9 protein-coding genes and 1 pseudogene are annotated in these 12,723 nt (G+C 71.7%); 8 read left to right on the top strand and 2 right to left on the bottom strand.

Features of this window, described 5'->3' with window-relative positions; all coding sequences use genetic code 11:
* Nucleotides 1-363: 363 nt before the first annotated feature.
* The 6 genes and pseudogenes from AB0D34_RS18775 to AB0D34_RS18750 all read left to right on the top strand — a co-directional run bounded on the left by AB0D34_RS18775 (nucleotide 364) and on the right by AB0D34_RS18750 (nucleotide 7,692).
* Nucleotides 364-1,968, top strand: coding sequence for an ABC transporter substrate-binding protein (locus AB0D34_RS18775; RefSeq protein WP_362662810.1), 1,605 nt, complete (start codon nucleotides 364-366; stop codon nucleotides 1,966-1,968).
* Nucleotides 1,969-1,980: 12 nt separating this feature from the next.
* Nucleotides 1,981-2,940: an ABC transporter permease gene (locus AB0D34_RS18770; RefSeq protein WP_362662808.1), complete on the top strand. Its 960-nt coding sequence runs from the start codon at nucleotides 1,981-1,983 to the stop codon at nucleotides 2,938-2,940.
* Complete coding sequence (locus AB0D34_RS18765) at nucleotides 2,937-3,809, top strand: ABC transporter permease (protein WP_362662807.1); 873 nt, start codon at nucleotides 2,937-2,939, stop codon at nucleotides 3,807-3,809. The genes AB0D34_RS18770 and AB0D34_RS18765 overlap by 4 nt, the downstream gene beginning before the upstream one ends.
* A gap of 245 nt (nucleotides 3,810-4,054) precedes the next feature.
* Nucleotides 4,055-5,836, top strand: coding sequence for an ABC transporter ATP-binding protein (locus tag AB0D34_RS18760; protein WP_362662977.1), 1,782 nt, complete (start codon nucleotides 4,055-4,057; stop codon nucleotides 5,834-5,836).
* The gene (locus AB0D34_RS18755) at nucleotides 5,827-6,876 is read left to right on the top strand and encodes an LLM class flavin-dependent oxidoreductase (RefSeq protein WP_362662805.1); all 1,050 of its coding nucleotides are present in this window, start codon (nucleotides 5,827-5,829) and stop codon (nucleotides 6,874-6,876) included. Before AB0D34_RS18760 ends, AB0D34_RS18755 begins: the two co-directional genes overlap by 10 nt.
* Nucleotides 6,869-7,692 (top strand): annotated as a pseudogene (locus AB0D34_RS18750) (sulfurtransferase). The gene AB0D34_RS18755 and the pseudogene AB0D34_RS18750 overlap by 8 nt, the downstream one beginning before the upstream one ends.
* Before the next feature lie 23 nt (nucleotides 7,693-7,715).
* Here AB0D34_RS18750 and AB0D34_RS18745 read toward each other — a convergent pair.
* A complete protein-coding gene (locus AB0D34_RS18745; protein WP_362662803.1) occupies nucleotides 7,716-9,506 on the bottom strand; it encodes an LLM class flavin-dependent oxidoreductase in 1,791 nt (596 codons plus the stop codon).
* An 88-nt stretch (nucleotides 9,507-9,594) separates the two neighbouring features.
* Nucleotides 9,595-11,046, bottom strand: a complete 1,452-nt coding sequence (locus AB0D34_RS18740; protein WP_362662801.1) for an MFS transporter — start codon at nucleotides 11,044-11,046, stop codon at nucleotides 9,595-9,597.
* Between the two features lie 135 nt (nucleotides 11,047-11,181).
* On the opposite strand from AB0D34_RS18740, the gene AB0D34_RS18735 reads away from it, so the two are divergent.
* On the top strand, nucleotides 11,182-11,673 hold the full coding sequence (locus AB0D34_RS18735; RefSeq protein ID WP_362662799.1) for a MarR family transcriptional regulator: 492 nt from the start codon (nucleotides 11,182-11,184) through the stop codon (nucleotides 11,671-11,673).
* A 175-nt stretch (nucleotides 11,674-11,848) separates the two neighbouring features.
* Nucleotides 11,849-12,574: a response regulator transcription factor gene (locus AB0D34_RS18730; RefSeq protein WP_362662797.1), complete on the top strand. Its 726-nt coding sequence runs from the start codon at nucleotides 11,849-11,851 to the stop codon at nucleotides 12,572-12,574.
* The last annotated feature ends 149 nt before the right edge of the window (nucleotides 12,575-12,723 follow it).

Here is a 12,723-nt window from a genome sequence, read left to right as displayed (position 1 = left end):
GATGACCGAGGCCGCGTCCGCCGTCCCGTGGCGTTCGCCGAGGATCGGCGGCCCGGCTTCCGCAGGGGCTGAGGCGCTTGCCGAGGGCCGGCGTCCTGGTTCCCCGCGGGGCCGTGGCGGCCGTCCGTGGGGCGGTTGCCAGGGGCTGATGACCGAGGCCGCGTCCGCCGTCCCGTGGCGTTCGCCGAGGATCGGCGGCCCGGCTTCCGCAGGGGCTGAGGCGCTTGCCGAGGGCCGGCGTCCCGGTTCCCCGCGGGGGCCGTTCCCCCGTCCGTGAGGCGTAGGCCTCGCCCCCTCGCCGTTTCCACCCGCCGTTCCCCCTGGGTCCTTCGAGACCCGAGTTCCCTTGAGAAAGGTCCTGAGATGCTCACCAGAACCACCCGCTCGCGCCGTCGGCTCCGTCTTGCGGGCGCGCTGCTCGCGGTCGTCCTGCCCGTCGCCGCGTGTTCGGGCGGGGGCGGGGACTCGGGCGGTACGAGTGACGGGGCGCCGCACGACGGGGGGACGCTGCTGGTCGGGGCCGAGGCGGATCCGGGGTGCCTGGATCCGCAGCAGACGGCGCAGATCAGCGCCATCGACATCACCCGGTCCGTGGTCGACTCGCTCACCGCCCAGGATCCGAGGTCCGGCAAGATCGTGCCGTGGCTGGCGAAGTCGTTCACGACCAGCGCGGACGGCAGCGCGTTCACGTTCGTGCTGCGCGACGGCGTCACCTTCAGCGACGGCAAGCCCGTCGACGCGGCGGCGGTGAAGGCCACCTTCGACAACCTGGTGAAGCTGCCCGCGAACGGCGCCCCCAGCTATCTGATCGGCTACCGGGGCACGAAGGTGACCGACGCGCACACCCTCACCGTCAGGTTCGCGACGGCCAACGCCCAGTTCCTCCAGGCCACTTCGACCGTCGGCCTGGGGATCCTGTCGCCCGGGTCGTTCACGGCCTCGCCCGCCGACCGCTGCCGGGGCAGGTTCATCGGCTCGGGCCCGTACGTCCTGGACCACTACACCACCAACCAGGAAGCCGTGCTGAAGAAGCGGGCGGACTACGCCTGGCCGTCGTCCCTCGCCACCCACCAGGGCGCCGCCCACCTCGACGAGGTGAAGTTCACGTTCATCCCGGAGGCCGGCGCCCGCACCGGCGCCCTCTCCTCCGGCCAGGTCGACATCGCCAAGGCCCTCCAGCCCACGGACGAGGCCCAGTTCAAGGGCAACGGCTTCCGCGTCCTGTCGGCGCCGGGCCCCGGGCTGGTACCGCCGCTCTCCCTCAACCACCAGGGGATCCTCGCCGACCAGAAGGTCCGCGAGGCGCTCCTCAAGGGCATCGACCGGCAGGGGCTCGTCGACTCGGTGTTCAGCGACTCGTACAAGCCCGCCACGAGCGTGCTGTCCTCGACGACGCCGTACTACGAGGACTTCTCCGACAGACTCCGCTACGACCCGCAGGGCGCCGAATCCCTGCTGGACGGGGCGGGTTGGAAGAAGGGCAAGGACGGTGTCCGTGAGAAGGACGGCAAACCGCTCGCCCTCACCTGGCTGATCCCCGCGCCGATGCCGCCCGCGAACGAGGCCGTGCAGCAGCAGCTGAGGAAGATCGGAGTCGACGTGAAACTGAAGGCCGTCGCCCCCGCCGTCTACGTCGAGCAGCAGCAGAAGGGCAACTTCGACCTTACCGCCGTCGGCGTCACCCGCGCGGACCCCGACGTCCTGCGCAACATCTTCTACACCAAGAGCGCCAACCTCTGGCACCTGCCGCCGAGCAAACTCGACACCTACCTGGAGCAGGAGGTGGCGGCGACCGACACCAAGACCCGCCAGACCGCCGTGTCCCACGCGGTCCGCTGGATCCTCGACCACGCCGACACCGTCCCGCTGTACGAGGGCGCCCAGGTCCACGGCGTCTCCGACAAGGTCAAGGGCTTCACGCTCGACGCCTCCAACCGGTTCGACCTGTACGACACCTGGCTGGGCTGAGGGAGGCCGACCGTGCACACAGCCCTGTACGTGGCCACCCGGACACTGCGCGCGGTGTTCGTCGTCTGGGCCGCGTTCACCCTCACCTTCGTCGCGCTGCGGCTGCTGCCCGGCGACCCGGTCGCACTCATGCTCAGCGGACGCGGCGGCTTCGCCGAACTGACATCGCAGCAGGTCGCCGAGGCGCGCGCGGAACTCGGCTTCGACCGGCCGCTGATCGTCCAGTACGGCTCCGCGCTCGCCGGCGCGCTCCACGGTGACCTCGGCGCGTCCCTCCAGACCGGCCAGCCGGTCTCCCGCATGATCGCCGACGCGGTCCCGCCGACCCTCCAGGTCGGCACCCTCGCGCTGCTCCTCGCACTGACCCTGGGCACCTTGCTCGGGGTCGCCGCGAACCTCACCGCGAGCCCTCTCCTGCGCCAACTCCTGCGCTCAATCCCGTCGTTCGCGGTGTCCCTGCCCTCCTTCTGGGTGGGGCTCGTACTGATCCAGTTCCTCGCCTTCCGCTGGCACCTCTTTCCCTCCCTCGGCGACAGCGGCTTCGACAGCGTGATCCTGCCCGCCTGCACCATGGCGATCCCGGGTGCCGCACTCGTCGCCCAGGTCCTCGGCAAGTCCCTCCACACGACCCTCCAGGAGCCGTACGCCGACACTGTCCGCGCGACCGGCGCGGGCCGGACCCGGCTCCTGTTCGGCCACGGGCTGCGCAACGCGGCCATCCCGGCCGCGACCGTCGCCGGGATGCTCGTCGGCTCGCTGATAGGCGGCGCGGTCGTCGTCGAGACGGTATTCTCACGGCCCGGCATGGGCCGCATCACCCAGTCCGCGGTCTCCGCGCAGGACCTGCCGGTCGTACAGGGGGTGGTGGTGGTCGCCGCCCTGGCCTTCGCGGTGGTCAACCTGCTGGTCGACCTGCTGTATCCGGTGCTCGACCCCCGCATCCGCGCCACGGGACGGCTGGTGACCGCATGACGACGCTGACTCGACCGCCCGTCGAGCCGGACCGGGAGCCCCCACGGCTTCACCGCGTGTTCTCGGCCCCACTCCGCTCACCGGGCGTCACGCTCTCCGTCCTCGTCCTCCTGCTGGTCCTCGGCTGGGCCCTGGTACCGGACTGGTTCACCTCCCGCAGCGCCCTCACCGGCGTACCGGCGGACCGCTTCCGGCCGCCGAGCAGCCAACACCTCTTCGGAACAGACCAGTTGGGCCGCGACATCTATGCCCGAGTGGTCCACGGCGCAGCCCTGTCGCTGCGCGCCACCGCGTTGGCCATCCTCATCGCCCTGGGCGGCGGAGTGGTCCTCGGGCTCGTCGCCGGGTTCTTCGGCCGCTGGACGGACGCGGTCATCATGCGGGCCGTCGAGGTGACGATGTCCGTCCCGCCGCTCCTGCTCTCCCTGACCCTCGTCACCGCGCTCGGCGTGGGCAGCGGCCAGATCGCCGTCGCCATCGGCGCGACCAGCGTCGCCGCGTTCACCCGGGTCATGCGGGCGGAAGTACTGCGGGTACGGGCCGCACCGTACGTCGAGGCCGCGATCCTCTGCGGAGCGCGATGGTGGCGCATCCTGCCCCGCTACATCCTCCCGTCCGCCGTCGGCCCCGTCCTGGCCCTGGCCGCCCTCGACTTCGGCCTCGTCGTCCTCGCCGTCTCCAGCCTGGGCTTCCTCGGCTACGGCGAACCACCACCGGCCCCCGAATGGGGCTCCCTCGTCGCCGACGGCCGCAACTACCTCGCCACGGCCTGGTGGCAGACCACTCTGCCCAGTCTCACGGTCACGGTCGTCGTCCTCGCGGCGAACCGGCTGTCACGGGTGCTCGAAGCGGAAGGGGGGCATCGGTGAATCCGATGGAACCGGTGCGTGATCACGACTCGGCGGGGGGCCGCGGTTCCCGTGCGGAGGCGTCGGCGTGGGGTCTTTCCGTGTACGGACGTGACGAGGCGCCGGACAACGACGGCTCCGGCGACGGCTCGGCGAGGGACCGGGGCTCTGGGGCGGAGGCCGGGCGCGATGACGGCGCGGCCGGGAGTACCGGTGCTTGCGCTGCGGTTCCCCCTGCGCAGTCGGCCGGAGAGCCGCTGCTGTCCGTGCGAGGGCTGCGGATCGGGTACCGCGCCGCGCGTGGCACGCACCTCGCTGTGGACGGGCTGGATCTGAGAGCGGCGGCCGGCGAGATCACCGCTGTGGTGGGGGAGTCCGGGTCGGGAAAGAGCAGCACCGCCCATGCGCTGGTCGGGCTGTTGCCGGCCGGGGGCGTGGTGCTGGGCGGTTCTGTCCGGCTCCAGGGCGAGGAGCTGACCGGGCTCGGGGAGCGGGCGTGGCGGCAGGTGCGGGGTCGGCGTATCGGGCTGATCCCGCAGGACCCCGGTGTCAGCCTCGACCCGGTCAAGCCCGTCGGCGCGCAGGTCGCCGAGGTACTGCGGGTACACGGCCTGGCCACCCGCAGGGACGCGTCCGCCCGAGCCGTCGACCTCCTCGCCGAGGCCGGACTGCCCGACCCGGCACAACGAGCCCGCCAGTACCCCCACGAACTCTCCGGTGGCATGCGCCAACGCGTGCTCATCGCCATCGCCACCGCCGCCCGCCCCCGCCTCCTCGTCGCCGACGAACCCACCTCGGCCCTCGACGTGACGGTCCAACGCCAGCTCCTCGACCACCTCCAGGAAGTCGTCAGCACCACCGGCACCGCCATGCTCCTGGTCACCCACGACCTCGCAGTGGTCGCCGACCGGGCGCAGCACGTGGTGGTGATGTCGCAGGGGCGAGTGGTGGAGGCGGGGCCTGCCGGCCGGGTACTCGCAGACCCCCGCCACCCGTACACACGCGAGCTGCTGGCGGACGCACCGACCCTCACCCCCCGGCCTCGGCGTGGCCCTTCCGGTAGGGCGGGCTCGGTCCCGGTGACTGCGCCCGGCACCACATCGGTGGATGCGCCCGGTGACACGCCCCCGCTCATGGCCCGGCTTCTTGGCCGCCGCTCCCCCTCCCGCACGGCTGACCCCGCGCCGGCGGATGCGGCCACGCGCTCCACTCGGCCCGCCTTCGGCGAACCGGCCTCACCGGCACCGCTGTTGAGCGTCACCGGTCTCACCCGGGCTTTCCCCGTCCGGGGGCCGGTGCTGTCACGACGTCGTACACGCACCGCCGTCGACGGGGTCGGGTTCGTACTGGGCAGGGGCGAGACCCTCGGTGTGGTGGGGGAGTCCGGGTCGGGGAAGTCGACAACCGCGCGGATGATCCTCGGGCTGGAGCGGGTCGACAGCGGCACGGTGCTGCTCGACGGGGTCGATGTCACCGCCGCCCGGGGAGCCGCGCGGCGGGCGCTGCACCGTCGTATCCAGCTGATCTATCAGAATCCCCACGCCTCGCTGAACCCCCGTTTCACCGTGGGGGAGTTGCTGACCGAGCCGTTGCGAAACCACGGGATCGGGAGCAGGGCCGAGTGGGGCGGGGAGGTACGACGGCTCCTCGACGATGTGGCGCTGCCGGCCGGCGTGGAGCGGCGCAAGGCGGCCGAGCTGTCCGGGGGCCAGCGGCAACGGGTCGCCATCGCACGGGCGTTGGCGCTCGGACCGGAAGTGCTGGTGTGCGACGAGCCGGTGTCCGCCCTCGACGTCACCATCCAGGCCCGGATCCTGGAGCTGCTCCTCGGGCTTCAGGAGCGGCGTGGGCTGAGTTATCTGTTCATCTCTCACGACCTGGCCGTCGTCGCGCAGGTCAGTGACCGGATCGCGGTCATGCGCCGCGGTCGGATCGTGGAGAGCGGGCCCGCGGAGGAACTGCTGAGGGCGCCGCAACACCCCTACACCCGGCAGCTGTTGGCCGCCGTGCCGGGCCGCAGCGCGACGGAGGACATTCCATGCAGCTAGGGCTCATCACCTTCGGCAGTCTTCTGCCCGACCCCCTCACCGGCAAGACCCTCACCCAGCAGCAGCGGCTGCGGGACGTGGTGCGCGCGGCGGCCGAGGCGGAGGACGCCGGGTTCGTCTGGTACACCGTCGGCGAGCACCACTTCGGGGAGCGGGACGTCATCTCCTCGCCCGCGCTGGTGCTGGCCGCGATCGCGGAACACACGTCGACGATCAGGCTGGCCACAGGGACCACACTCGTCGCCAACCGCGACCCCGTACTCGTCGCCGAGGACTACGCGCTCGTCGACCTCCTGTCCGGCGGCCGGCTCGAACTCATCGCGGGCGGCTCCTTCTTCCCGGAGCCGTACGCGGTGTTCGGCCAGTCCCCCGAGTCGAAGGCGGCGCGCAAACGGGAGAACACCGAACTGCTGATCCGGTTGTGGACCGAGGAACGGGTCACCTGGCAGGGACAGTTCAGGCCACCGCTGGCCGAAGTCACCGTACAGCCGCGCCCGTTGCAGCCGAAGCCGCCGCTGTGGATCAGCGGTGGCGTCGGGTCGGAGTCCGTACAACTCGCGGTGGAACACGGGCTGCCGCTGGTCGTCGGGACCACCGCGCGTGAACCCGGCACGTTCGTACCGGTCTTCGACGCGTACCGCACCCTGTGGCAGGAGAGCGGACGTACCGACCCGCCCGGCAGGCTGGGCGCCGCCAGCCACGTCTTCGTCGCCGAGTCCTCCCAGCGGGCGCGGTCCGTGTGGGCCTCCTACATCAGCAACTACCTGACCGTGAAGAAGCCCGGCACCACGCACGTCACGACCCCGCCGGACTTCGACACGTACATCGGCGACAACGGGCCCGCGATCTGCGGCAGCCCCGCCGAGGTCGTCGACAAACTGGGCCGCCTGCACGAATTGTGGGGCCACGACCTGCACCTCCTCGCCATCGACGTCGGCGGCATCCCGTACGCGGAGGTCCAGGCGGCCACCGAACTGACCGCCGCCGAGGTCCTTCCCCAGCTCGCCGGTCTCGGGACCGAGGCGGTGACCCGTGCCTGAGCTGCCGCCCGTGGTCGACGCCGGGTGGGTGCGCGCCCACCGCGACACCCTCGTCCTCGCCGACGTCCGCTGGTTCCTGGACGGCCGCAGCGGCTACGAGGCCTACCTCAGTGGCCATCTGCCCGGCGCGGTCTGGGTCGACGTCGACACGGTCCTGTCCGCCCGGCCCGACGAGACCGGCGGTCGCCACCCCCTCCCCGATCCGGCCCTGTTCGCTCGGGCGTTGGGTGCGCTCGGCATCGGGGACGGTACGACCGTGGTGGCGTACGACGCCGACGGTGGGCCGTACGCCGCCCGGCTGGTGTGGCTGCTGCGCCGCACCGGCCGGCCCGCCGCCCTGCTCGACGGCGGGCTGACCGGCTGGCCCGGCGAGACCGAGACCGGCGCCGTCGTACTCCCGCAGGCGCGGCTGACGCCGGTGAAGTGGCCCCAGGAGGCGCTGCGGAGTGCCGATCAGGTCGCGGCGGGCGACGCGATCGTCCTCGACGCCCGTGCCGCCGACCGCTACTCCGGTGCGAACGTCCTGCCGACGGACGTCCGCTCCGGCCACATCCCCGGCGCCCGCAGCGCCCCCTGGAGCGCGAACCTCAACCGGGACGGCTCACGCCTGATCAACTCAGGGCACATTACCGGGCGTTGGGAGTCGATGACGGCACCGGTGTGGTCGTCTACTGCGGCAGCGGAGTCACTGCCTGCCACGACCTCCTCGCCCTCGAACACGCCGGCATCACCGGCGCGGCCCTCTACCCGGGCTCCTGGTCCGCCTGGTCGGCGGACCTGTCCCGGCCGGTGGCGACGGGCGGGGAGCCCGGGTAGGGCGAGCGGTTCGGGACCGGCGTTCACCAGCCCGTCCCGAACCTCGCCATCGGCTCGATCAACTCCCGCTCCTCGTACGCGAGATGCGACAGGAGCGCGTCGGTGAGCAGGTCCATCACCGTCCGCAGCGCCTCCCGTTCCTTCTCGGCGCCCTCCTCGCGGACGAAGGCGACCAGTTCGCGGTCGATGCGCTCGATCAGCCCGTGGATGGCGTGGTGCTCCTCGGTGAGCCGGTCCAGCACCTCACCGAGCCGGGGGTCGGAGCGGCGCAGGTGGGGAAAGAGGTCTCCGTCCTCCCGGGTGTGGTGCAGGGTGGTGATCCGGCAGTACGACGCGCAGTACGCGCCGAGCGTCCAGGAGTTCTGCCGCAGACTCAGCTGCTGGATCTCCGACCGCGCGTCCCCCGGGGCGAGGGTGTCGGCCAGCACCTCGCGCACCACCTCGCGGAGCCGGTCGAGATCGGCGCGGAGCTGGTCGTGCGCGGCGACGAGATTCCGGGCCGGCTCCTGCTCGCGACGCGGATAGCGCCGCTCCGGGTCGGGGGGCGGCCCGACGGGGCGCGTCGACTCGTCCCACAACCGCTCGGCGGACCGCCACGCCTTCGGGGGCGGGGTGGGCCGTACGGTCAGCGGATCTCTGGAAGAGGTGGCTCGGGGGCGGTTCGGGGCGAAGGCGGCCGGGGCCCCAGCACCACCTGTACGCCGTCCCGCGACACTGTCCCGGCCACGTGCTGCTTCCGCGACACTGTCCCGGCCACGTGCTGCTTCCGCGACACTGTCCCGGCCACGTGCTGCTTCCGCGACACTGTCCCGGCCACGTGCCGCGTCCGCGACACCGTCCCGGCCCCTTGCCGCGTCCGCGACAGCCTTACGCTGCCCGGTGGTGCCGACCCGGCCACGTGCCGCGCCCGAGCCGTCCGCCGAACTCGGTGTGTCAGTCGCACGTTTGCGTTCCGCCGTCACCAACTCCCGTGTCGCCGGTGCCACCTCCGCCGCGAACGCCTGGAGCAGGGCCGGCTGATGGGCGGGCAGCAGGAAGCAGCTGGTGCCGTGTTCCAGGGTGAGCGCGGCGAGTTGCTCGGGCCAGGCGTCGAGCGGGCCCTGCGGGAAGCCGCCCGGCCCCGGTGAGAGGTTGTACAGCCGGCGTACCTCGAAAGGGTGGCGGCCGGCGGCGACCGCCGCCTCGTCGACGAGCCGGTGCCCTGCGGCCAGGTGGCCCGGCGGTACGTGCGGAACGCTGGGCAGCCAGCCGTCCGACGCCGCACCGGTCAGCTGCAGCATGCGGCGGCCGACGGCGCCGACCCAGATTCCGATGGGATGCGCGGGCACAGGGCCCGCGGTGGCGCCGTCGAGCCCGTAGTGCTCGCCGGGTACGCGGACCCGGCGGCCTTCGCTCCACAGCGCACGGATGACGTCGATGGCCTCGCGGGTCGCCCGCACCGCCTCGCCGGGCCCGCGGCGCGGTCCGCCGTCGCCGGCGATGGCGTCCCAGTAGGCCCCGGCCCCCAGCCCCAGTTCGACCCGGCCCCCGCTGAGCAGGTCCAGGCCGGCGGCGGTGCGGGCCAGCACGGCGGGCGGGCGCAGCGGGAGGTTCGCGACGTTCGGGAAGACCCGTACGCGGGTGGTGGACGCGGCGATCACAGCGAGCGCCATCCACGCGTCGAGCAGTTCCGGCCGGTAAGGGTGGTCCGGCACGCTCACCAGATCCAGTCCCGCCCGGTCGGCGACCCGGGCCAGCGCCACCGCGTCGTCGGCGTGCTCCGCACTCGGCACCAGGACGGCACCGAAGAGGAGGTCGTGTCCGTAGTCAGGCATCTGTGTGCGAACTCCTGTTCATCGGCGCGCGACTGGGGCCCAAGAGGAGCGTGCTTGGAAACGTGGGGGTCCCCGCACACCCATCCCCTCAAGCCGCCGACCGCGACTGCTCCTTGCCGGGAGCCGCCACCGGCGCCGGAGTCCTGCCCCAGAACCTTCCCGGCCCCGCCAGCGCGGCCAGCGTCGCGACACCCAGGGCGATCGCCGACATGACGAACGCGGCGGTGTAGCCGGACTCGGCGGGTACCCGAGTGCCGGGGATCGTCTTGGAGGCGACGATCGACGCGGCGATCTGGGCGCCGAGGGAGCCGCCGATCGTACGCATGATCGTGTTGATGCCGGTCGCCTCGCCGGTCTGGCCGCGGTCCACCGCGCTGACGACGAGGTTCGCGAGGGCGGCGAAGGCGAAGCCGACACCGATGCCGAGGACCCCGGAGCCGACGTACATGGTCCACTCGGTGTCGTGCGCGACCGCGTAGACCACGAAGCCGGCGACGCCGATCAGGCAGGCCAGGACCAGCGGTAACTTCCAGCCGACGGCCGCGCCGATGCGCCCGGCGAGGGGGCTGGCGATCAGCATCGTCACGGCCATCGGCACCATGAACAGCCCGGCTTCGGTGACGGACGCGTCGAAGCCGTACCCGGCCCGGGACGGGGTCTGGGCGAGCAGCGGCACCAGGGTGAACGCGCCGTACATGCCGAAGCCGATGATGAGCGCGGTGATGTGACTGGTCAGCACGGCGGGTCGGCGCAGCAGTTCGAGGTCGATGAGGGGCTCGCGGACCTTGCTCTCGGCGTATACGAACACGGCGAGCAGCACCACGGCGGCGAGGAACAGGCCGACGATCCCGCCGGACGTCCAGCCCCACGACTTGCCCTCGCTGATGGCGAGCAGCAGGGCCACGACACCCGCGCTCAGCAGCACCACACCGGCCCAGTCGATGCGTCCGGGGTTGGTGACCGAGGACTCCCGGATGAACGCGGTGACGGCGGCGATGCCGAGCAGGATGACGACCAGTCCGAGCCAGAAGATCCAGTGCCAGTCGAGGGCGTCGACGATCGGGCCGGGGATGACGAGCCCGACGCCGAAGCCGATGCCGAACGTGGAGGAGATCAGGCCGATCGCCACCGGCACCCGCTCACCCGGGAACTGGTCGCGCACGATCCCGAACGCCAGCGGGAAGGCGGCCGACCCGACACCCTGCACCGCGCGTGCCGCGATCAGCAGGGCGAGCGAGTCGGACAGCGCGGCGAGCAGGGTGCCCGCGGCGAAGACGGTGAGGCTGGCGATCAGCACCCGGCGCTTGCCGAACATGTCACCGACCCGCCCCAGCAGGGCAGTCGCCACCGACGCGGTGAGCAGGAAGGAACTGAGTACCCAGGAGACGGCCGTCGTGGAGGCGTCGAACTCGCGCTGAAGGTCGGGCAGGGCGGGCACGACCATCGTCTGCATCAGGGAGAAGGACAGGACGGCCAGGAGCAGGGCGGCGAACGGGGCGGCGGTGCCGCGCTGTGCGCCGGGGACTGGTGTGTCGGTCATGGAGCGGTCCTCCGGGGACGGGCGCCTCGGTCCGCTGTTTCGGAGCACGGATCGAGCGCCGAACTAGTATCGCCTTGGAATAATTCCATGATGTCATCATCACGTCCAGTCATCGTGTTCCCTTATCGTGAACGCATGAGCGAAACCCCTGAATCCGCTGCGGGCGCCTCCGTCCAGGACGGCGCGTCCCGCCCGCCGAGCCTGCTGGCGCTGCCGTCCTACCTCGCCGGGCACATGGCGCGAATCGGCCACGACGCGCTCGTCGAGGCGGTGGGCAGGCATGGGCTGCGGCTGCCGCACTTCGCGACCCTGACCGCGCTCTCGGACTTCGGCCCGCTGCCCCAGCACGTGCTGGCGGACCGGCTCGGCTTCCAGCGCAGCCACCTGGGCGGCTACCTGGACGCGGTCGAGGAGCGCGGGCTGGTGCGCCGCACCCGCGACCGGTCCGACCGCCGTCGGCAACTCGTCGAACTGACCGACGAGGGGGCCCGGTTGCAGCGCCGGTTGTGGCAGGTGGCCCAGGAGTCCCAGGACTCCTTCCTCGGCTGCTTCACCCCCGAGGAGCGGAACACGCTGACGACGCTGCTGCGCAGGCTGCTGGACGCCGACGACCGGGCGCACGCCTGATAAGACGCAACCGGCTTTCGTGAAGACGATTCGGCGCGCCAGGTGACCGAAAGTCGTTTCATGTTGCTGCAACAGAAAATTCACTGCGCCGGATGGAATGTGCGGCCCCGGTTTCGTAGAATCGTGCGTGAGTTTTTCCGTCGTGCGATGAGCACGGCTTACCGGGGGAGAGAGTATGACTCAAACGTCAGAGTTCTTGCCGGGGTCTCTTTTACTCAACCAGCGCGCGGTACCCGGCACCGCGGGCTGGCGCATCCTGCTGGTCGAGGGCGACGCCTCCGAGGCCGGTGCCCTGGAGGAGGCGCTGCGCCGGCACGGCCACGAGGTGGCCGCCGTGGACCGGGGCAGCGTCGCCCTGGCGGCCCACGAGAGCGTGGACCTCGTCCTGACGGAGCTCGAACTGCCGGACCTGGACGGACTGGAGGTGTGCAAGGCCATCCGTGCCGTCAGCTGTGTCCCGCTGATCGTCGTCACCGTGCGCGGCTCGGAGCTGGACAGAGTCCTCGGACTCCAGGCCGGCGCGGACGACTACCTGGTCAAGCCGTACGGCTTCCGTGAGTTGATGGCCCGCATCGACGCGGTCATGAGGCGGGTGCGCAACCAGAACGGGCAGGGCCGGGCGATCGACCACGGCCCGCTGCACATCGACGTGAAATCCCGCGAGGTCTGCGTGGACGGCCACGGCGTGGACCTGACCCGCAAGGAGTTCGACCTCCTCTGCCTGCTCGCCTCACACCCCGACACGGTCATCCCGCGCAAGCGCCTGCTCCAGCAGGTGTGGGGCGACTCCTGGTCCCGGCGGACCGTCGACACCCACGTCAGCAGCCTCCGCAGAAAGCTCGGCGACAGCCGCTGGGTCGTCACCGTACGCGGCGTCGGATTCCGCCTCGGACACGCCTGAATTTCCGCCGATGGCAACGATAAGGGCTCCGTGCGGCCTTTTTGCATAACTCTTGTCGCCGCGGCGGAATAGATCGAGGTGCCCGCCAGAAAAACACTCGCGCGGCGCCGGACCCGGAAATGGATTCCGGCGCCACCGCGTTTTCCGAC

This window comes from Streptomyces sp. NPDC048420 (genome assembly GCF_040651535.1).
Lineage (GTDB): Bacteria > Actinomycetota > Actinomycetes > Streptomycetales > Streptomycetaceae > Streptomyces.
The sequence above is the reverse complement of the archived record's forward strand: the minus strand, read 5'-3'. Positions and strand labels throughout refer to the sequence as shown.